Raw genomic sequence first — 19,953 nt, forward strand, 5'->3', positions numbered from 1 at the left:
CCGGTCAGGATGTCACAACAGCGGGAAGATTCCGGTCAGCGCCTGCTGCACGGTCTGCCGCCGTATGGCTTCGCGGTCGCCCTCGAACTGGAACAACTGCGCACGCGCGTAACCGCCACGGCCCTTCCAGCCGATCCAGACGCTGCCGACCGGCTTGTCCTCGCTGCCGCCGCCCGGCCCGGCAATGCCGGTCACCGCCACGGCGATGCCGGCACCAGAATTGATCAGCGCACCGGAGACCATTTCCAGCACGGTCTCGCGGCTGACCGCACCGAACTGCTCCAGTGTCTGCGCACGCACGCCGAGCAGGCGTTGTTTGGCTTCATAGCTGTAGACGACCATGCCGCAATCGAAGAACGCCGAGGAGCCGGCGATATCGGTCATCGCCTTGGCGATCCAGCCGCCACTGCAGCTTTCGGCGGTCACCAGCTGCAGCGAGGCCTGCTGCAGGCGCTGGCCCACGTCACTGGCGAGGGCGCCCAGCTCGGCGTCGGAAGGAACGGTCATGGGGAAATCCTGGATCAACGGGGGGACGAACGCCCCCTGTTTTAGCCGAAAACGTGGGTGGTGTCGTGTGTCGCCGGCCAGTGGCCGGCACACCCATCACCATTCCGGGAGCTTCTCCGGAAGCATCGCGCGGATCGGTTCGCCCCCCTCGCCGGCCGCCAGCTTCTCGGCCTCGGCAATCGGAATCTCGACCTGGAGCAGCCAGCCGTCCTCATCGGTGACTTCGCTGCGCACGACCTCCAGCTGATGCAGGCGCGAGCGCAGGCGACCCGCACTCGGCGGCAGCCGCAGCTCGCCACTGACGTGCTGCAGGCCCAGGCGCTTGCCCAGCACGGACTGCAGCAGCGGCAGGCCGACACTGTCGCGGGCGGAAATCCAGACCCGCTCGCGGCGTGCGCTGTCCGGGATGCCGTCCTGGCCATCGTGGCGCACCTCGGCCCCGTCGATACGGTCGATCTTGTTGAACACCAACAGCTGCGGCAGATCGCCCGCGCCGATGGCGGTCAGGACTTCATCGACCTGCGCGATGCGTTCCTCGCGGTGCGGATCGGCGGCGTCGACCAGATGCAGCAGGAAGTCCGCTTCGCGGGCTTCGGACAAGGTCGACCGGAACGCGGCCACCAGATCATGCGGCAGGTCGCGGACGAAGCCGACGGTGTCAGCGAGCACCACGCTGCCGCCCGGCAGCGCGATGCGGCGCACGGTCGGGTCCAGCGTGGCGAACAACTGGTCCGCGGCGTAGGCCTCGGCACCGGTCAACGCGTTGAACAGGGTCGACTTGCCGGCGTTGGTGTAGCCCACCAGGGCCACGCGCGGCAGCTCGCTGCGCAGACGGGCACGGCGCATCTGGGTGCGCTGCACTTCCACCTTTTCCAGCTTCTTCTGCAGCTGTTCCACCCGCTTCTGCAGCAGGCGGCGATCGGTTTCCAGCTGGGTTTCACCCGGCCCGCGCAGGCCGATGGAACCGCCGCGCTGGCGCTCCAGATGGGTCCAGCCGCGGATCAGCCGCGTGGACATGTGGCGCAGCTGCGCCAGCTCGACCTGCAGCTTGCCTTCGTGGCTGCGCGCGCGCTGGGCGAAGATGTCCAGAATCAGCCCGGTACGGTCGATCACGCGCCGCTCCAGGAAGCGCTCCAGGTTGCGCTCCTGCCCCGGCGACAGCGCATGGTTGACCAGGATCAGGTCGGCCCCGGTCGCATCGGCCGCAGCCTTGACCTCGTCCAGCTTGCCGCTGCCGATCAGGATCGACGGGTTGGGCCGATCGATGCGCGCGGTCAGGGTGGCCGCGATTGTGGCCCCGGCGGAGCGGGCCAGATCGGTGAACTCTTCAAGCACGTCGTCTTCGAGCCGGCCGGCATGCGGCTGGATCAGGAGTGCATGTTCGCCTCGCTTGGAACGGTCAAACACGCAGTTCTCCAGAAATTTTCACACTGTCACTCAACGTCGTCATCACCTTGGACGCCTTCGGCGCCATCATTGGACTGCACATAGCCACCACCGGGCCCGACCTTCACGTTGCGCGCCGGAACGACGGTCGAGATGGCGTGCTTGTACACCATCTGGCTCACCGTGTTACGCAGCAGCACCACGAACTGGTCGAACGATTCAATCGTCCCCTGCAGCTTGATGCCATTGACCAGATACACCGACACCGGCACACGTTCGCGCCGAAGTGCATTCAGAAACGGATCCTGCAGCGATTGCCCCTTGGACATTGCACACTCCTGATTATTGTTTTTATGGTCTTCCGGCAGTTGCCACGGCCCCCGCCGCCCGCCGGAACCCTTGATGGTACACGGGGTGGAGGCGTGAAGGCGTGGACTCAGCGTGCGACGAAGGTCGACACCGCATCCGCCAGGGAAGCCCTGTCTAAATGGGGATCGAACCAGCGCGCATCAAGCTCCCCGCGCAGCCAGGTCAGCTGGCGCTTGGCCAGCTGACGGGTAGCCTGGATGCCGCGTTCACGGAACGCCGCCGCCGTACCCTGCCCGTCCAGATACTCCCAGCCCTGCCGGTAGCCCACCGCGCGCACCGCCGGCAGATCCAGCGGCGCCGCGACCCCGGCCATGGCCGGCAGGGCCCGCAGCGCGCGGACTTCGTCCAGGAACCCGTGAGCCAGCATGGCGTCGAAACGCGTCTCGATGCGCTGGTGCAGTACCAAGCGTTCGCGCGGTGCAAGGACCAGTTTCAGCGCCCGCACCGGCAGCCGGTCCACGCCAGGCAGCTTCTGCCACTCGCTGATCGGTGTGCCGGTCAGGCGATGGACTTCCAACGCCCGCTGGATGCGTTGCGGGTCGGTGGCATGGATGCGCTTTGCAGCGGCCGGATCGATCCCGGCCAGCTGCGCGTGCATCGCCGCCCAGCCCTGCTCAGCCGCCTCGGCCGCGATCTGCGCGCGCACCGCCGGGTCGGCTTCGGGCATCGGCGACAGGCCCTGCAGCAGGGCGCGGAAATACAGCCCGGTGCCACCGGCCAGGATCGGCATGCGCCCGCGCGCGATGATGTCGCGGACGGCACGCGCCGCGTCGCTGGCGAACTCCGCCGCCGAATAGGTCTGCCATGGGTCGCGCACATCGAGCAGATGGTGCGGCGCCTGCGCGCGCTCGGCCGCATCGGGCTTGGCCGAGCCGATATCCAACCCGCGATAGACCAGCGCCGAATCGACGCTGACGATCTCGCCGTCCAGCTGCTGGGCCAGCGCGATCGCGGTGGCGGTCTTGCCCGACGCGGTCGGGCCCATGACCGCGATCGCCAGCGGGCGCCGATCGACGGCCATCAGTCCTCGTCCGGCCAGCGCGGCATCGCCGGGGCGGCGGACACCCGCGGCATCGGGACGGCATCGACCGCTGCCCACACCTTCAGGGCATCGACCGTGGCCGCGACATCGTGCACGCGCAGCAGCATCGCGCCACGCTGGGCCGCGATCAGGTGCGCGGCCACCGAACCGGCCACGCGGTCACGCGGCTGCTCGCGACCGGTCAGTTCACCGATGCTGCGCTTGCGCGACAGGCCGGCCAGCATCGGCACGCCCAGCTCGAGGAACCGGTCCGAGCGCGCCAGCAGGATCATGTTGTGTTCGGTGGTCTTGCCGAAGCCGAAGCCCAGATCGATGATCAGGTGCTTCTTGGCGACGCCGGCCATCTCGGCCTGGAACATGCGCTCGGTCAGGAAGCGGTGCACCTCGGCGACCACGTCATCGTAGTGCGGGGTGTCCTGCATGCTGCCCGGCTCGCCCTGCATGTGCATCAGCACCACCGGCACGCCGAGATCGGCGGCGGCGTCCAGCGCACCCGGCTGGCGCAGTGCATGGATATCGTTGATAAGCCCCGCACCGGCGGCGACGGCGGCCCGCATCACCTCGGGCTTGAAGGTGTCGATGCTGATCGGCACGCTGGTTTCGCGTGCCAGGCGCTCGATCACCGGGATGACCCGGCGCAGTTCTTCGTCCAGCGGCACCGGCGCACTGCCAGGCCGGGTCGACTCGCCGCCGATGTCGAGCAGGTCGGCGCCCTCGGCCACCAGCTGCAGGCCGTGTGCGACCGCGGCCTCGACGCTGTCGTGGTCACCGCCGTCGGAAAACGAATCCGGGGTGACGTTGACGATGCCCATGACCCGCGGGCGATCCAGCCGCAGCAGGCGGCCGCCGCAATCGAGCTGGGGGGAGATATCGAACATGGGCAGATCCACGAAGTACGCCAGCGGGTAGTTTACGCTGGCGTACCGGACCGGCCGTCAGAGGTCGCCGAGGCGGGCCCCATCGACCGGCTTGGCCAGCCAGATCGCCAGATCGTTGCCGATCGCATTGACGGTGCGTTCAAGCACATCGCAGGAGCCCTTGAAGCCGGCAAACGCGCCACCGCGCGACACGCGGCGTGCGGTGACCGTGGCCACCTGCTGGCCGTTCTCGAACAGCACACCGCGCACGGCGGCCGACTTGAAGTGGCCGGTGAACGCATTGCCTGCGCTCTGCGCCTCCACCAGCTCCAGCTTCAATGCGTGTCCGCTGCCGGTGTTCACCGGATCACTGCCGAAGACGATGGTGTTGCCATGCGCCGGAGCATTCCTGCCCAGCGCGGTCGCCAACTGCGCGCCCATGCGGCACTCGGCCTTGATGTTCTCGGCGATCATCGCCGACTCGTTGAACGGCACCGGATCCTGCACGTGGATCTCGGCCGCCATGACCGGCGTGGCACAGCACAGCAGCGCAGCGACGGCTGCGCGCATCGAATGACGCATGAACATCCCCCTGGAAAGTGTGTCGGCCGATCCCCCGGCCATGCCCGACCGCAGCATGCGGCGCGGGCAAGCGCATCGTGCCCACTGCCAGCCGCGCGCGCAACTACTCAGCGCTGGCGGCGCTTGCGCTCCACGTACACGGTCTTGGCGATGCTCATCAACACGCCGACCGCGATGCCGATGCCGGCGCCGAGCAGGAAGTTGTCGCGGGTCAGGCCGACGGCCACGCCGATGATCGTGGCGATCACCATTTCGGTGGTGTGCGAGATCGGCTGCGGCGGGGGGGCGGACATGGCGACTCCAGAACGGGAACGAATACGGTGTCCCATTATGACCTGCCCGAAACGACGAAGGCCGGGTTTCCCCGGCCTTCGTCACTTACGTGGGCAACACTCAGATCTGCTCGGCAGGACCGGCGATCGGCGCGACCGGACGGGCATCGCCGCCCTTGTCGTTGTTGTTGCCACCATCCTTGTTGCTGGGCGACTTGTCCCAGCCCATCGGCGGCGGCGGATCGCGGCCTTCCATCACGGCGTTGATCTGCGGCGCATCGATGGTCTCGTACTGCAGCAGCAGCTGGGACATCGTGTGCAGCTTGTCGAGGTTGGCGGTCAGCAGCTCCGTGGTCCGGGCGTAGGCCTTGTCCAGGATGCTGCGGACGACTTCGTCGATCCGGCGGGCGGTGTCATCGGAGACGCTCTTGTGCTGCGTCACCGAACGGCCGAGGAACACTTCATCGTCCTCTTCGCCGTAGGCGATCGGGCCAAGCTCGTCGGACAGGCCCCACTTGGTGACCATGTTGCGGGCCATCTTGGTGGCGCGCTCGATGTCGTTGGAGGCACCGGTGGTGACCTTGTCGGTGCCGAAGATCAGCTCTTCGGCAACGCGGCCACCGTACAGCGAGCACAGCTGCGACTCGATCGCGACGCGGTTCATCGAGTACTTGTCGCCTTCCGGCAGGTACATCGTCACGCCCAGCGCACGGCCGCGCGGAATGATGGTGACCTTGTAGACCGGATCGTGCTCGGGCACCAGGCGGCCGACGATGGCGTGGCCGGCTTCGTGATAGGCGGTGAGCGTCTTTTCTTCTTCGCTCATCGCCATCGAACGGCGCTCGGCACCCATCAGGATCTTGTCGCGGGCACGATCGAAGTGGTCCATGCGGACTTCCTTCTCACCGCCACGCGCGGCAAACAGCGCTGCTTCGTTGGCCAGGTTGGCCAGGTCCGCACCGGAGAAGCCCGGGGTACCCCGCGCGATCACCATCGGCTCGACATCGTCGGCCAGCGGCAGCTTGCGCATGTGCACCTTGAGGATCTGCTCGCGGCCCTTCACGTCCGGCAGGCCGACCACGACCTGGCGGTCGAAACGGCCCGGGCGCAGCAGCGCCGGATCCAGCACGTCCGGACGGTTGGTGGCGGCGATGACGATCACGCCCTCGCCTCCCTCGAAGCCGTCCATTTCGACCAGCAGCTGGTTCAGGGTCTGCTCGCGCTCGTCATGACCGCCGCCCAGGCCGGCACCACGGTGGCGACCGACGGCGTCGATTTCATCAATGAAGATGATGCACGGCGCCTGCTTCTTGGCCTGTTCGAACATGTCGCGCACGCGGCTGGCGCCGACGCCGACGAACATTTCCACGAAGTCCGAACCGGAGATCGAGAAGAACGGCACCTTGGCTTCGCCGGCGATCGCACGGGCCAGCAGGGTCTTGCCGGTACCGGGCGGGCCGACCATCAGCACGCCGCGCGGAATCTTGCCGCCCAGCTTGGTGAACTTGGTCGGGTCGCGCAGGAAGTCGACCAGCTCGCCGACTTCTTCCTTGGCTTCGTCGCAACCCGCGACGTCGGCGAAGGTGACCTTGATCTGGTCTTCGCCCTGCAGCTTGGCGCGCGACTTGCCGAAGGACATCGCGCCCTTGGCACCGCCGCCACCGCCCTGCATCTGGCGCATGATGAAGATCCAGAAGCCGATGATCAGGATCACCGGGAGGAAGTTCATCAGGATCGCGCCCAGCGAGATGCCGCTGGACGGGGGCGCCTGCTCGAATTCCACTTTCTTGCCACGCAGCACGTTGATCAGGTCGCGATCGTAGGGCGCGGTGATGGTGCTGGTCTGGCCGCTGCGGGTGGTGTAGGTCACATCATTGGCACCGCCGCGCATTTCGCCCAGCACTACCTTCTGGATGTTGCCGCTGTCCACCTGGTCCAGGAACTGCGAGTACGTCGCACCCTGTGCGCCGGCTCCGCTGCTCTTTGGCGAGAAGCTCTGGAAGACCACCATCAGCACGACGGCGACGACCACCCATAGCAGGAGGTTCTTGGTCAAGTCGTTCATCCTCATTGGCTCCGGTGTTCCTCTAATTCCTGACGCGATTCGTATGGTTGAGCTTACTTGATCTGCGCGCGTTTTCCCTGCCCCAAGGCATACACCTCGGGCGAGCGCTTGCGGGACGCTTCAGGCTTGCGGATCACCACTTTGTCGTACCGGCGGCGCATTTCGCGCACGTAGTCGTCAAAGCCCACGCCCTGGAACAGCTTGATCAGGAACGCGCCACCGGGCTTGAGATGGTTGTCGGCAAAATCCAACGCCAACTCCGCCAGGTGCATCATCCGCGGTTGGTCCACCGCGTCCATTCCACTCTTATTGGGGGCCATATCCGAGAGCACAAGGTCCACCGGCTGATCGCCCAGCATGGCTTCGAACTCCGATAGGACGGCCTGCTCCCTGAAGTCCCCGTGAAGGAACTCCACGCCGGCCAGCGGCGGCATCTCCAGGATGTCCAGGGCCAGCACCCGGCCGGTGTCGCCGATCTGGCGGCGGACCTGCTGGGACCAGCCGCCCGGGGCGGCGCCCAGGTCGACCACGACCATGTGCGGCTTCAGCAGCCGATCCCGCTGCAGCAACTCCTCCAGCTTGTAGGCGGCGCGCGAACGCATGCCCTCGGCCTGGGCCTTCTTCACGAAGGGGTCGGCGAAGTGCTCTTTCAACCAGCGTTGACTGCTTTTGCTACGGGTTGCCATTGAGATGCGGGTCGGATGGGGAGGTCATGATACCCTGATCGCCCCAGTTAACCGCTTGTTCCTGAATGGCTATCGCCCTGACGTCTTCCCAAACCCGTTTCCTCCGCGGCCACGCGCATGATCTGAAAGCCCTGCTCCAGATCGGCGGCAAGGGGGTGACACCGGCCTTCCTGGCTGAACTGGAAGAGGTGCTGGAGCGCCACGAGCTGATCAAGGTCAAGGTCGCCGCCGAAGACCGCGAGGCCCGTGACGCCCTCATCGCCGAGCTGGTCAGTGCCAGCGAAAGCGCGCTGGTGCAGCGCATCGGCCACGTCGCCGTGCTGTACCGCCCGAGCAAGGAACAGCGCCAGATCGTCCTGCCGCGCGGCTGATCCCGGAACGCCCATGCAGCTGAGCCACGAAATCCCCGACTACGCCTACGCCCTGCGCGCCGCCGATGGCCGCAGCGCGAAGGTGAATGACCGGATGCTGGCCGCCAGTTTCATCCTGGCCCCGGATACGCTGATCGAGGCCTGGCCGGTGACCGACATCGCCCAGCTCACGCCCGAGCACCTGCAGCCGGTGCTGGCCTTGAACCCGGCGCTGGTCGTGCTGGGCACGGGCGACACCCAGGTGTTCCCGCCGGCCGCGGTCATGGCCGCCTGCCTGACCCGGGGGATCGGCCTGGAAGTGATGAACAACCCGGCCGCGGCGCGGACCTTCAACATCCTCGCCAGCGAGGGTCGCAAGGTGGCGGCGGCGTTCATCCTGAGGGGGTGAGGCCGGGATTTCCGTTCAGAAAAGGCCGCCCTTGGGGCGGCCTTTTTCGTTCTTACTTCGGCGGCAGGTACAGCAGCGGATCGACCGGCTTGCCGTTGTAGCGGATCTCGAAGTGCAGCATGTCGCGCGCAGCACCCGTCCGGCCCATCTCGGCGATCTGCTCGCCGGCCTTGACGCTCTGGCCTTCGTTGACCAGACGCTTGCGGTTGTGGCCATAGGCCGACAGCCACTGGTCGCTGTGCTTGATGATGATCAGCTCGCCGAAGCCGACCAGGCCGGCACCGGAGTACACCACCACGCCGGCGGCCGTCGCGCGGACCGGCTGGCCACTGGCGCCGGCGATGTCCACGCCCTGCTTGGTCGCTTCACCCGCGACGAAACGGCCGACGATCGCGCCATCCGCCGGCCAGCGCCAGCTGATGTTGCTCTTGATCGCGGTGGTCGGTGCCGGGGTCGCGGCCGGCGCGGAGGTGCCCGGGCGCGGCGCGGTGACGACGGTGGTCGGCGCGCGGCCGGGGCTGCCGCTGGCGCCCGGGTACAGGCGCAGCGACTGGCCGGGATAGATCGTGTACGGCTCGGCCAGCCTATTCCAGGCCGCCAGGTCACGCGGCGTGATGTTGTGCATGCGGGCCAGCGCATACAGCGTGTCGCCGCGGCGGACGACCGCCGTCTGGCCCGGCTTGGCCACCGAGGTCTGCGGGGTGCTGTGGGCCACGCCACCGCCCGAGCCCGAAGGCCGCACCACGGTGGCGGTGCCACAGGCGCTCAGCGCCGACACCACCAACAGCAGCGCGCCGGTGCGCACTCCTTTGCTCAAACAATCAGCACTCATGCGAACTTCGACCTCCATACAAGCCAGGCCACCAGCACGACCACCAGCGCGGTCGCGATCCAGCCCAACGGTTCAATCCAACGGCGCAGCGCAGCTTCCGCGCGCGGCCCGCCAATACGAATGACCGCCGCCAGCACGTACACGCGCTTGCCACGGCCGATCAACATGCTCAGGAAATACTGTGGCAACGGCACGCCGACGATACCCGATGCCCATGTGAAGACCTTCATCGGGATCGGCATGAAACCGCCCAGCACCAGGAAGGTGAACACTGCCCACGGCGATTCGGCCATCTTGGCCTGCACGAGGGCGATGCCGCCTTCGATGCTGGTCAACATGCCCAGCGCGGCGAAGACCGGCTTGAGCGCTTCGAAGGCGAAGTGACCCAGCGCATAGCCGACCAGCGCACCGGCCATCGAGCCGGACAGGCTGAGCGTGGCGAACCACCAGCCGCGCTTGGGCTGGGCAACGCACATCGGGGCGAGCATCACCTCGGGCATCACCGGGAAGATGATCGCCTCGATGAAGCTCAACACCGTCAGATAGGTCGGCGCGCGCTCGTGCGCGGCCCACTTCATTGCCCGCTCGTACAGCGGACCGAAAATCTTCATGACGCAACGCTCCTTGGAATCAGTCCAGCATGCCAGACAGCAGCGGCACGAACGTGACCGGCGCCAGTACCTGCTGTTCGACACTGCCGTCGTCGCGACGGGTCAACTGGATCAGCGACTGCGCGCCCGGGCCACCGACCGGTGCGACCAGGCGGCCGCCGACGGCAAGCTGCTCGACCAGCGCATCCACCAGCGCCGGTGCCGCAGCAGTCACCACGATCGCATCGTACGGACCGTGCTCGGCCCAGCCGACGCGGCCATCGTCATGCTTGCTGCGGATGTTCATGCCCAGGGCGCGGAAGCGCTTGCGCGCCTGGCGCAGCAGATCGCCGATGCGCTCGACCGTGTACACCTCCAGCCCGATCGCGCCCAGCACGGCAGCCTGGTAGCCCGACCCGGTGCCCACTTCCAGTACCGTCTTCGGCGCGGACTGCAACACCGCTTCGGTCATGCGCGCCACCACCCACGGTTGCGAAATGGTCTGGCCATGGCCGATCGGCAGTGCGGTGTCCTCGTAGGCACGCGAGGCCAGCGCTTCATCGATGAACAGATGACGCGGCACCACGCGGATCGCATTGAGGGTAGCTTCGTCAGCGATGCCGGCATCGCGCAGCCGATCCACCAGGCGATCGCGGACCCGCTGCGAGGTCATGCCGATGCCGACGGCTTCGGGCTGCAGGCGCAGGCGTGGGCTCATGCCGGCCGGTCCAGTGCGGCAGTCAGCCCGCCGACCCAACTGGCCACTTTCTCCAGCGCCTGGTAACGGGTGAGGTCCACCTGGATCGGGGTGATCGAGATGAAGCCGTTGCGCACCGCATGGAAATCCGTGCCGGGGCCGGAGTCCTGCTCGCGCCCGGCCGGGCCGATCCAGAACACCTGGTTGCCGCGCGGGTCGCGCTGCGCGATGCAGCCTTCGGCGCGATGGCGGTTGCCCAGGCGGGTCACTTCGAAACCACGCACCTCGCTCCACGGCAGGTCCGGCACGTTGACGTTGAGGATGGTGTCGGCCGGCAGCGGATCGGCCTTGAGGCGGGTCACGATCTCGACCGCGGCACGCGCGGCGGTCTCGAAATGACGGGGCTCGTGGTTGTGCGTGACCAGCGACATCGCCACGGCAGGCAAACCGAGGAAACGTCCTTCCATCGCCGCCGACACGGTGCCGGAGTAGATGACGTCGTCGCCGAGGTTGGCCGCGTTGTTGATGCCCGAGACCACCATGTCAGGCTCGTACTCGAGCATGCCGGTCAGGGCCAGGTGCACGCAGTCGGTCGGCGTGCCGGCCACCGAGCAGGTGTAGTGGTCGATGCGTTTCATGCGGATCGGCAGGTCCAAGGTCAGCGAATTGCTGGCGCCGGAACGATCACGATCCGGAGCGACCACGGTCACTTCATGACCGGCGTCACGCAATACCGTGGCGAGCATCTTGATGCCCGGGGCATCGACACCGTCGTCGTTGCTGACCAGAATCCGCATCTGCGATTTAACCGCTTGATTTTTCAAGACTTCGATTCCATCACTTCCCACTGTTGGCGGCGGTGGCCCTGCCCCTCCCGGGACCGGACGACCGCGCAAGTGCGTCAGCTATTGTGCCGCAAGCAGACAGATCGTCCTACCCCGATAACGGTAGGCATCGCCGTTCCCGCCCATTAGGCTGTACGCATGTCACATCCTGAAGACGAAGATCCCGCGGCGCTGTTCCGGGCCGCCATCGGCGAGGTCACGCCGCTGCGCAAGGCGGTCACCCCGCCGCCGGCCGCGCCGCGGCCCAAGCCGCGTGCGCGGATGGCCGAACAGGATGAACAGGAGGCCCGCGGGGAATTCGCCCGGCTGCTGCGCGACAGCAGCCCGCTGGAGGCCGGCGATACCGCCAGCTACCGGCGCGACAACCTGCCACCGCGGATGTTCCAGCGGCTCAAGCGCGGGCAGTATTCCGTGCAGGACGAACTCGACCTGCATGGCGCGACGGTGGCCCAGGCCGAGGCACTGGTGCGGCAGTTCCTGGTGGAGGCGCATGCGCATGAGTACGGCTGCGTGCGCATCATCCACGGCAAGGGGCTGCAGTCCGACGGGGGTGCGCCGGTGCTGAAGAATCTGGTCGATCGCCTGCTGCGGCTGCGCAACGACGTGCTGGCGTTCCATTCCGCGCCCGCCGGGCAAGGCGGAACGGGCGCAGTGCTGGTACTGCTGGCAAACCGGTAGCCACCCCGCAGCCACGCATGGCGTGGATCTACGCCTCCGGTGCGGACTGGCTGGCGTCTTCCACCGGGCCCAACTCGTGCAGCACCGCGGTGGCATAGCAGCCCGGCGGCAACGCGAAACTGAGCTCCAGCACATCTGCAGCCAGCCACTGATGCTGCAGCATGGCCGGGCGCAGGCGCAGTGCGCGGCGCTCCTGCTTCAGGCGAGCGCTTTCCAGGCCGGCCCGCAGCGCGAGCGATTGCTCATCCGACACCGCGCCTAGTTCCAGTTCGGCAGCGGCACCGGTGCTGCGCAGCTCGCCCTCGCCCCACAATGGGCCGCTGGGATGGATGTCGAACCGGCCGAGACGATCGGCCAGCAGATCCGTCCACGGCTCCGGGCCGAACACGCTGCGGCTGCCATCGAGCATCCAGACCTCGCCGTCCAGCGGCGTGTCCCAGTTGCCCTGCTCCACGCGTGCCGCCAGCACCTGGTTGAACAGGGCCGAACGGGCCGCCGAAAGCAGCAGCGAACGCTGGTCGGGGCGCATGCGACGGCCACCGAACATCGCCAGCGCGGCCGGCACGTTGCCACCATCGCGGCCGAAGCGCTGCTCACCGAACCAGTTCGGCAGGCCACGCGAGGCGATATGGGACAAGCGCTCTTCGATGGCCGCGGGATCGCCCTGCACATCGCGCAGCACCAGCTTGAAGCGGTTGCCGGCCAGCGCACCGCGCTGCAGCTTGCGGTTGTGCCAGGTCGACTCGACCACCTCGATCTCGTCCGAGGCCAGCAGCCCCGGGTCCGGTGCCACGCGCTTGGGCAGGTGCACGCTGAAGCGCTGCGTGGTGACCGCGTGGCGATCCTTCATGCCGGCGTAGCTGACCCCCATGTCCGGCAGCCCGGCCCACTTGGCCAGCACTTTGGCGACATGCACGGTGTTGGCGCCGCGCTTGCGGAGGGTCAGCAGCAGGTGCTCGCCCTCCCCGCTCGGCTCGAACGCCGGCAGTTCGTCGACCTGGAAGTCCTCGGGCGTGGTGCGGATCTTGGCGCTGAGCAGCGGCGCGCCGAACGCCAGCGGCAACGGGATCACAGCGTCACCAGCAGCACGCTGGCCTGGGCGGCGATGCCCTCGCTGCGGCCGGTGAAGCCCAGCTTCTCCGACGTGGTCGCCTTGACGCTCACGCAGTCCAGCGCGATCCCCAGCACGGCGGCGATGCGCTCGCGCATGGCCAGGGCGTGCGGACCGACCTTCGGCCGCTCGCAGATCACGGTGATGTCGGTGTTGCCGACCTGCCAGCCGCGCGCGCGCAGCAGCCCGTTGCAATGGTCGAGCAGGTGCGCGCTGTCCGCGCCCTTCCAGCGCATGTCGGTCGGCGGGAAATGCACGCCGATGTCGCCCAGCGCCAACGCACCGAGCATCGCATCGCACAGCGCGTGCAGGATCACATCGCCATCGCTGTGCGCGAGCACCCCGCAGCTGTGTTCGACACGGATGCCGCCGAGCATGACGTGGTCGCCCTCGCCGAAGGCATGGACGTCGTAGCCCTGTCCGATGCGGAAGGGAGGAAACTGTGGCGTGATCATTGCAAGAACCTGCGGTTGGGTGCGGCGCGTGCGGACGTCAGGGTGCGCGACGCGACAGCACGAATTCGAAACGGGACAGATCAGCCGGGGTGGTGACCTTGAAATTGTCTTCGCTGCCTTCCACCAGCAGCGGGCGCAGCCCCTGGCGCTCCATCGCCATGGCTTCGTCGGTGATCTCCACGCCGGCGTCGGCCGCCTCCTGCAGCGCGCGCGCCAACTGGTGGCGGCGGAACAGCTGCGGGGTCAGCGCGCGCCAGAGGCGTTCGCGTGGCTCGGTGGCATCGATGCCGCCGTCGTCGCCGGCACGCTTGAGCGTATCGCGCACGGGTGCGGCCAGGATCGCCCCGACCGGGTCGGCACGACCGACTTCCAGCAGGCGACCGAGATCGGCAGCGGCCAGATTGGGGCGTGCGGCGTCGTGGACCAGCACGAAATCGTCGGCGCGCACGTCATCCGGCAAGGCCTGCAGGCCGGCCAGCACCGAGCCGGCGCGGGTCGCGCCGCCGATGCAGGTCAGAATGGGTTTGTCCGCCAGCGACTGCCAGCCCGGCCAGTCGGCGTCGTTCTCGGCGACCACCACCATCACCCCGGCCACGACCGGGTGCGAGAGCAGTGCCTCGAGGGTATGGGCCAGCAGCACACGGTCGCCGGCGAGCAGATACTGCTTGGGCGTGGCCCCGCCGAAGCGGGTGCCACGGCCAGCGGCGGGAACCACCGCCCAGATGCCCGCCATCAGGGAATATCCTGGTGCGGCGCGTCCGGATCGGTGACCGCCGTCGGCGCACGCGGAGGCGGCACCGGCGCGTCTTCGACCACGCGGTAGAACTTCTCGCCGGGCTTGATCATGCCCAGCTCGCTGCGGGCGCGTTCTTCGATCGCTGCTTCGCCTTCCTTGAGGTCCTTGACCTCGGCAGCGAGCGCGTCATTGCGCTGCTGCAGCCCGGCGTTGTCCCGCTTCTGGTTCTCGACCTGGGCCTCGAGCATCATCACTTCGCCCGAGTTGCCCGGTCCAAACCAGAAGCGGTACTGCAGCCATGCGAGCAGCAGCGCGAGCACCAGCAGCAGCCAGCGCCAGTTGCGCATGCGATCAGCGCTTCAGCGACACGAACGCGTCACGACCGGCGTAACGCGCGCCGGCACCGAGGGCTTCCTCGATACGCAGCAGCTGGTTGTACTTGGCCACGCGATCGCTGCGGCACAGCGAGCCGGTCTTGATCTGGGTGGCGGTGGTGGCCACGGCGATGTCGGCGATGGTGGTGTCTTCGGTTTCGCCCGAACGGTGCGAGACGATCGAGGCGTAGTTGGCCGCGTGCGCCATGGCGATCGCTTCCAGGGTCTCGGTCAGGGTGCCGATCTGGTTGACCTTGATCAGGATCGCGTTGGCGGTGCCGGACTCGATGCCTTCCTTGAAGATCTTCGGGTTGGTGACGAACAGATCGTCACCGACCAGCTGCACCTTGCTGCCGATGCGGTCGGTCAGCAGCTTCCAGCCGGCCCAGTCGTTCTCGGCCAGGCCGTCTTCGATGGTCACGATCGGGTACTGCGCGGCCCAGTCGGCCAGGAAGTCGACGAACTGCTCGGAGGTCAGTCGCTTGTTCTCGCCGACCAGGTTGTACTTGCCGTTCTCGTAGAACTCGCTGGAGGCCACGTCCAGGCCCAGCAGCACGTCTTCACCGGCGGTGTAGCCGGCCTTGCCGATCGCTTCCAGGATGGTGTCCAGCGCTTCGACGTTGCTGCGGAAGTCCGGCGCGAAGCCGCCTTCATCGCCCACCGCCGTGCTCAGGCCGTGGCCCTTCAGCACCGACTTCAGCGAATGGAAGATTTCGGTACCGGCACGCAGCGACTCGGAGAACGAGGTGAAGCCGACCGGCAGCACCATGAATTCCTGGAAATCGACGTTGTTGTCGGCATGCGCGCCGCCGTTGATGATGTTCATCATCGGCACCGGCAGGGTCACGTCACGGCCGTTGGCCAGGTGCTGCCACAGCGCCTGCTTCTTCGAGGCGGCCACGGCGTGGGCATTGGCCAGCGAAACACCGAGCAGCGCGTTCGCGCCCAGGCGGCCCTTGTTCTCGGTGCCGTCCAGGTCGATCAGGCGGCGGTCGAGGCCTTCCTGGTCGGCGGCATCGAAGCCCTTCAGCGCGGTCGCGATGGTGGTGTTGACGTTGGACACGGCGTTGCGCACGCCCTTGCCCAGGTAACGGGTCTTGTCGCCGTCACGCAGTTCCACGGCTTCCTTGGTGCCGGTCGAGGCGCCCGAGGGCACCGCGGCACGACCGAACGAGCCGTCCTCGAGGATGACTTCGGCTTCCAGCGTGGGATTGCCACGGCTGTCGAGGATTTCACGGGCGTGGATGCTGCGGATCGTGGTCATAGCGGGCCGGTTACCAGTCAGAGGGGGGAGGCGCCGCCAACGCAGCGCCGAAAAATAGATGCCGCGTGATTATCCCTGCACACCCGTCACTTGCCAAATCGGCGAGGGCGCGGACAGCGCCCCAACCACGCTGGCGTTGCCCGGAACCAGCGACGGGATCACCAGCAGCACCAGCAGCAACGCCAGCAGGACCAGCCCGACGCCGCCGCCGGCCGGTTGCCGGCGCAGCCGGAACGCGAGCACGCTGGCGGTGACGCAGGCCAGTGCGGCGGTGCCGGTCAGCGACAGCGTCACCAACAGCATCGGCATCACCGCGCGCACTGCGTTGTCGCCATCGCCGGGCGAGCCCATGCTGGTGAACATCAGCACCACCATCAGGAACACCCCGCACCAGGCGGCGATCGCCGCGCCCAGCGCGATCCAGCCCCAGGCCCAGCCGCGCCAGCCGCGGCGCACCGCGGGGGACGCCGGAACGTCGGCCATCATGCGAAGCGCGAGAACCCGTGCTTCTTGGTGACCGCGTCGAGCTCCATCAGGGTTTCGAGCAGTTCTTCCATGCGGTCCAGCGGCCACGCGTTGGGACCATCGGACAGCGCCTTGGACGGATCCGGGTGGGTCTCGGCGAACAGGCCCGACACACCGACCGCCACCGCCGCGCGCGCCAGCACCGGCACGAACTCGCGCTGGCCACCGGAGCTGTTGCCCTGCCCGCCCGGCAGCTGCACCGAATGGGTGGCATCGAACACGACCGGGCAACCGGTATCGCGCATCACCGACAGCGAGCGCATGTCGCTGACCAGGTTGTTGTAGCCGAAGCTGGCGCCGCGCTCGCAGACCATGATGTCCTGGTTGCCGGTGGCCTTGGCCTTCTCCACGACAGGCTTCATGTCCCACGGCGACAGGAACTGGCCCTTCTTGATGTTGACCGGCTTGCCGGCCGCGCACACCTTGGTGATGAAATCGGTCTGGCGCACCAGGAAGGCCGGCGTCTGCAGCACGTCCACCACCGAGGCCACTTCGTCCATCGGGGTGTATTCGTGCACGTCGGTGAGCACCGGCACGCCGATCTGCTTCTTCACTTCGGCCAGGACCTTCAGGCCCTCCTCCATGCCCGGGCCGCGGAAGGCGGTGCCGGAGGTGCGGTTGGCCTTGTCGAAGCTCGACTTGAAGATGAAGTTGATGCCGAGGCGATCGGTGATTTCCTTCAACTTGCCAGCCACGTCCAGCTGCAGCTGCATCGACTCGATCACACACGGGCCGGCGATCAGGAACAGGGGCTGGTCCAGCCCGACGTCGAATCCACACAGTTTCATGGCGTTTCCTTGTTGTCCGGCGGACACTGGCCAGGCCAGCCGCCGTGGGTGATTAGCGCTCTGCAATGGGGGCGCGCGGCCCCCACTGCAAGTGCAGCGTGCCGATCAGGCGGCTGCGTCCTGGGCCAGCTTGCCACCGGCCTTGCGCTCGCGCGCGGCGCGGATGAAGCCGATGAACAGCGGGTGGCCTTCGCGCGGCGTGGACAGGAACTCCGGGTGCGCCTGGCAGGCCAGGAACCACGGATGCTGGTCGCGCGGCAGCTCGATGACTTCCACCAGGGTGTCGTCCATCGACTTGCCGGCGATCACCAGGCCCGCATCCTCAAGCTGGGTGCGGTAGCGGTTGTTGAACTCGTAGCGGTGGCGGTGACGCTCGGAGACCACGTCCTTGCCGTACAGCTCGCGCGCCAGCGTGCCCGGCTTCAGGCGCTGCTCCTGCAGGCCCAGGCGCATGGTGCCGCCCAGATCGCTCTTGTCGTCACGCTTCTCGACATCGCCGGTGGCGGTGCGCCATTCGGTGATCAGGCCGATCACCGGGTTCGGCGACTGGCGGTCGTTCTCGGTGCTGTTGGCGCCGTCCAGGCCGGCCACGTGGCGGGCGAAATCGACCACCGCGGCCTGCATGCCGTAGCAGATGCCGAAATACGGCACGTGATGCTCACGGGCGAACTGCGAGGTCAGCACCTTGCCTTCGAAGCCGCGGTCGCCGAAGCCGCCCGGCACCAGGATGCCGTCGACATCCTTGAGCGCGGCGAGGTCGCTGTCTTCCAGTTCCTGTGCTTCGAGCCACTTCAGGTTGACCTTGGTGCGCTGGCGCAGGCCGCCGTGCTTGAGCGCCTCGCCGACCGACTTGTAGGCATCCTGGTGATCGACGTACTTCCCGACCACGGCGATGGTGACCTCGTCCAGCGGATGCAGGGTGGCATCCACCGCGGCTTCCCACTCGGCCAGGTCGACCGGGCCGGCCTTGTCGCCGAGCTTGAGCTGGTTGACGACGATGTCGTCCAGGCCCTGCGCATGCAGGCCCATCGGGATGCGGTACAGCACGTCCACGTCCGGCACGCTGATCACCGCGCGCTCGGAGACGTTGGTGAACTGGGCGATCTTGCGGCGCTCCGAATCCGGCACGACCTGCTCGGAACGGCACAGCAGCACGTCCGGCTGGATGCCGATCGAGCGCAGCTCCTTGACCGAGTGCTGGGTCGGCTTGGTCTTCAGCTCGCCGGCGGCGGCGATGTATGGCACCAGGGTGAGGTGCATGAACAGCGCCTTCTCCGGGCCGCGCTCGGTGCGCACCTGGCGGATCGCTTCCAGGAACGGCAGCGACTCGATGTCGCCCACGGTGCCGCCGATCTCGACCAGCGCCACGTCGAAGCCTTCGGTGGCCTCGTCCATGCAACGGCGGATTTCATCGGTGATGTGCGGAATGACCTGCACGGTGGCGCCGAGGTAGTCGCCGCGGCGCTCCTTGCGGATCACGTTCTCGTAGATCCGGCCGGTGGTGACCGAATTCTTGCGGCTCAGGCGGGTGCGCACGAAGCGCTCGTAATGGCCCAGGTCCAGATCGGTCTCGGCGCCGTCGTCGGTGACGTAGACCTCACCGTGCTGGAACGGGCTCATGGTGCCCGGATCGACGTTGATGTACGGATCGAGCTTCATCATCGTCACCCGCAGGCCGCGGGCCTCGAGGATGGCGGCAAGCGACGCGGCGGCAATACCTTTGCCGAGCGAGGACACTACGCCACCGGTTACGAAGATCAAGGGAGTCATGGCTGGGGGTGTCCTGTCAGGAAGGGGGAAACGGCGCCGGCGCGCAGGGCGACGGACGACGTGAAGGGGGAAATCGGGGCGATCCGGGCGGCTGCGGGGCGTTCACGCGCCAGGGCCGGGATCAGGGGGGAGACGGTGCGGGAGTGGGTCAGCGACGTCGGGTCAGCCGTGCCGGCCACTGTCTGGACCGTCACCTCCTGCCTACCCTGCTGGCGATCGCGCACGATCAGGCCAGTCCATTCGCTGATGGATGACACGCACTACTCCCGGAAAGCCATAGTTTACAGATTGCCGGCCTCCAGCCCAAGGGGCGGATGACGGTCTTCACATAAAAAACGCCCCGGCCAGGCCGGGGCGTCGGTTGTCAGGCCAAAGGAATCAGCGCTTCTTCCGCGCTTCTTCTTCCTCTTCCTTCTGCGGGGCCTGCCCGCCCTTGGCCTTCATTTCGGCCGTGGCGGCGGCGCGGCGCTTGGCCTTGGCGTCCGCCTCGGCCTGCGCCTTGTCGGCCTGTTCGCCCTGCTGCGGCGTGGGCTGGCCCTGTCCGGCGTTCTGGGCCAGTGCCATGGGCACGGCCACCACGGCGGCGGCGATGGCAACGATGGTCAGCAACTTCTTCATGGGGTGCTCCTCGCGGTATGGCATGGAATGGGTCGCCGGAGGCTCCGGTTTCCCATCGCAGACAGTCTATCGCGCCCCGGTCGGCCGCCCCCTGAACGTGTGGCGTGCAAAAAACCCGTCCAGACCGCAAACTTCGCCGTCGCAT

The 19,953-nt window shown here is 67.4% G+C and carries 26 protein-coding genes; 3 read left to right on the forward strand and 23 right to left on the reverse strand.

The window, feature by feature from the left end:
* Positions 1–12: 12 nt before the first annotated feature.
* From HDC96_RS06560 to rlmE, 9 genes are all read right to left on the reverse strand, one after another.
* Complete coding sequence (locus HDC96_RS06560) at positions 13–507, reverse strand: CinA family protein (protein WP_176989644.1); 495 nt, start codon at positions 505–507, stop codon at positions 13–15.
* A gap of 96 nt (positions 508–603) precedes the next feature.
* Positions 604–1,914 carry a ribosome rescue GTPase HflX gene (hflX, locus tag HDC96_RS06565; RefSeq protein ID WP_179459247.1) on the reverse strand — a complete coding sequence of 437 codons (1,311 nt, stop codon included), beginning with the start codon at positions 1,912–1,914 and terminating at the stop codon, positions 604–606.
* 26 nt (positions 1,915–1,940) lie between these two features.
* On the reverse strand, positions 1,941–2,222 hold the full coding sequence (gene hfq, locus HDC96_RS06570; RefSeq protein WP_019183319.1) for an RNA chaperone Hfq: 282 nt from the start codon (positions 2,220–2,222) through the stop codon (positions 1,941–1,943).
* A gap of 107 nt (positions 2,223–2,329) precedes the next feature.
* Entirely contained in the window at positions 2,330–3,283 is a 954-nt protein-coding gene (miaA, locus tag HDC96_RS06575) for a tRNA (adenosine(37)-N6)-dimethylallyltransferase MiaA (RefSeq protein ID WP_179459248.1), read from the reverse strand.
* The gene (folP, locus tag HDC96_RS06580) at positions 3,283–4,182 is read right to left on the reverse strand and encodes a dihydropteroate synthase (protein WP_179459249.1); all 900 of its coding nucleotides are present in this window, start codon (positions 4,180–4,182) and stop codon (positions 3,283–3,285) included. Before folP ends, miaA begins: the two co-directional genes overlap by 1 nt.
* Positions 4,183–4,239: 57 nt before the next feature.
* A complete protein-coding gene (locus HDC96_RS06585) occupies positions 4,240–4,743 on the reverse strand; it encodes a hypothetical protein (RefSeq protein WP_179459250.1) in 504 nt (167 codons plus the stop codon).
* 107 nt (positions 4,744–4,850) lie between these two features.
* Entirely contained in the window at positions 4,851–5,036 is a 186-nt protein-coding gene (locus HDC96_RS06590; RefSeq protein ID WP_179459251.1) for a hypothetical protein, read from the reverse strand.
* Between the two features lie 100 nt (positions 5,037–5,136).
* A complete protein-coding gene (gene ftsH, locus HDC96_RS06595; RefSeq protein WP_176989639.1) occupies positions 5,137–7,080 on the reverse strand; it encodes an ATP-dependent zinc metalloprotease FtsH in 1,944 nt (647 codons plus the stop codon).
* A 53-nt stretch (positions 7,081–7,133) separates the two neighbouring features.
* Complete coding sequence (gene rlmE, locus HDC96_RS06600; RefSeq protein WP_121041780.1) at positions 7,134–7,766, reverse strand: 23S rRNA (uridine(2552)-2'-O)-methyltransferase RlmE; 633 nt, start codon at positions 7,764–7,766, stop codon at positions 7,134–7,136.
* 65 nt (positions 7,767–7,831) lie between these two features.
* Between rlmE and yhbY the strand changes: the two genes are divergently transcribed.
* Both yhbY and HDC96_RS06610 read left to right on the forward strand, forming a co-directional pair.
* Positions 7,832–8,137 (forward strand): ribosome assembly RNA-binding protein YhbY, encoded by a 306-nt coding sequence (yhbY, locus tag HDC96_RS06605; RefSeq protein WP_019183325.1) that lies wholly within the window; start codon positions 7,832–7,834, stop codon positions 8,135–8,137.
* A 13-nt stretch (positions 8,138–8,150) separates the two neighbouring features.
* Entirely contained in the window at positions 8,151–8,525 is a 375-nt protein-coding gene (locus HDC96_RS06610; RefSeq protein WP_179459252.1) for an Mth938-like domain-containing protein, read from the forward strand.
* 52 nt (positions 8,526–8,577) lie between these two features.
* Here the strand turns inward: HDC96_RS06610 and HDC96_RS06615 are convergent, their stop codons facing one another.
* Genes HDC96_RS06615 through surE form a run of 4 tightly spaced genes read right to left on the reverse strand, consistent with a single transcriptional unit; the run spans position 8,578 to position 11,441 of the window.
* Entirely contained in the window at positions 8,578–9,357 is a 780-nt protein-coding gene (locus HDC96_RS06615; RefSeq protein WP_179459253.1) for a peptidoglycan DD-metalloendopeptidase family protein, read from the reverse strand.
* A complete protein-coding gene (locus tag HDC96_RS06620; RefSeq protein WP_176989635.1) occupies positions 9,354–9,968 on the reverse strand; it encodes a YqaA family protein in 615 nt (204 codons plus the stop codon). The genes HDC96_RS06615 and HDC96_RS06620 overlap by 4 nt, the downstream gene beginning before the upstream one ends.
* A 19-nt stretch (positions 9,969–9,987) precedes the next feature.
* Positions 9,988–10,665: a protein-L-isoaspartate(D-aspartate) O-methyltransferase gene (locus HDC96_RS06625; RefSeq protein WP_176989634.1), complete on the reverse strand. Its 678-nt coding sequence runs from the start codon at positions 10,663–10,665 to the stop codon at positions 9,988–9,990.
* A complete protein-coding gene (surE, locus tag HDC96_RS06630) occupies positions 10,662–11,441 on the reverse strand; it encodes a 5'/3'-nucleotidase SurE (protein WP_176989896.1) in 780 nt (259 codons plus the stop codon). The genes HDC96_RS06625 and surE overlap by 4 nt, the downstream gene beginning before the upstream one ends.
* A 186-nt stretch (positions 11,442–11,627) precedes the next feature.
* Here surE and HDC96_RS06635 point away from each other — a divergent pair, with 186 nt between their 5' ends.
* A complete protein-coding gene (locus tag HDC96_RS06635; protein ID WP_179459254.1) occupies positions 11,628–12,167 on the forward strand; it encodes a Smr/MutS family protein in 540 nt (179 codons plus the stop codon).
* Positions 12,168–12,195: 28 nt separating this feature from the next.
* On the opposite strand, the gene truD is transcribed toward HDC96_RS06635, so the two are convergent.
* From truD to HDC96_RS06685, 10 genes are all read right to left on the reverse strand, one after another.
* A complete protein-coding gene (truD, locus tag HDC96_RS06640) occupies positions 12,196–13,239 on the reverse strand; it encodes a tRNA pseudouridine(13) synthase TruD (RefSeq protein WP_179459255.1) in 1,044 nt (347 codons plus the stop codon).
* Positions 13,236–13,733: a 2-C-methyl-D-erythritol 2,4-cyclodiphosphate synthase gene (gene ispF, locus HDC96_RS06645; RefSeq protein WP_179459256.1), complete on the reverse strand. Its 498-nt coding sequence runs from the start codon at positions 13,731–13,733 to the stop codon at positions 13,236–13,238. The genes truD and ispF overlap by 4 nt, the downstream gene beginning before the upstream one ends.
* A 37-nt stretch (positions 13,734–13,770) precedes the next feature.
* Entirely contained in the window at positions 13,771–14,469 is a 699-nt protein-coding gene (gene ispD, locus HDC96_RS06650) for a 2-C-methyl-D-erythritol 4-phosphate cytidylyltransferase (RefSeq protein WP_179459638.1), read from the reverse strand.
* Positions 14,466–14,816, reverse strand: a complete 351-nt coding sequence (gene ftsB / locus HDC96_RS06655) for a cell division protein FtsB (protein WP_176989630.1) — start codon at positions 14,814–14,816, stop codon at positions 14,466–14,468. The genes ispD and ftsB overlap by 4 nt, the downstream gene beginning before the upstream one ends.
* A 4-nt stretch (positions 14,817–14,820) precedes the next feature.
* Positions 14,821–16,107 carry a phosphopyruvate hydratase gene (gene eno, locus HDC96_RS06660; RefSeq protein WP_179459257.1) on the reverse strand — a complete coding sequence of 429 codons (1,287 nt, stop codon included), beginning with the start codon at positions 16,105–16,107 and terminating at the stop codon, positions 14,821–14,823.
* Positions 16,108–16,176: 69 nt separating this feature from the next.
* Positions 16,177–16,593 (reverse strand): hypothetical protein, encoded by a 417-nt coding sequence (locus HDC96_RS06665; protein ID WP_257018603.1) that lies wholly within the window; start codon positions 16,591–16,593, stop codon positions 16,177–16,179.
* Complete coding sequence (gene kdsA / locus HDC96_RS06670; protein ID WP_019183338.1) at positions 16,590–17,420, reverse strand: 3-deoxy-8-phosphooctulonate synthase; 831 nt, start codon at positions 17,418–17,420, stop codon at positions 16,590–16,592. The genes HDC96_RS06665 and kdsA overlap by 4 nt, the downstream gene beginning before the upstream one ends.
* A gap of 105 nt (positions 17,421–17,525) precedes the next feature.
* The gene (locus HDC96_RS06675) at positions 17,526–19,190 is read right to left on the reverse strand and encodes a CTP synthase (RefSeq protein ID WP_179459258.1); all 1,665 of its coding nucleotides are present in this window, start codon (positions 19,188–19,190) and stop codon (positions 17,526–17,528) included.
* Positions 19,187–19,447 carry a hypothetical protein gene (locus HDC96_RS06680; RefSeq protein ID WP_179459259.1) on the reverse strand — a complete coding sequence of 87 codons (261 nt, stop codon included), beginning with the start codon at positions 19,445–19,447 and terminating at the stop codon, positions 19,187–19,189. The genes HDC96_RS06675 and HDC96_RS06680 overlap by 4 nt, the downstream gene beginning before the upstream one ends.
* A 121-nt stretch (positions 19,448–19,568) precedes the next feature.
* A complete protein-coding gene (locus tag HDC96_RS06685; RefSeq protein ID WP_179459260.1) occupies positions 19,569–19,808 on the reverse strand; it encodes a hypothetical protein in 240 nt (79 codons plus the stop codon).
* Between the last annotated feature and the right edge of the window lie 145 nt (positions 19,809–19,953).

The sequence above is a fragment of the Stenotrophomonas sp. JAI102 genome (assembly GCF_013409105.1).
In the GTDB taxonomy this organism is placed as follows: Bacteria; Pseudomonadota; Gammaproteobacteria; order Xanthomonadales; family Xanthomonadaceae; genus Stenotrophomonas; species Stenotrophomonas maltophilia_AA.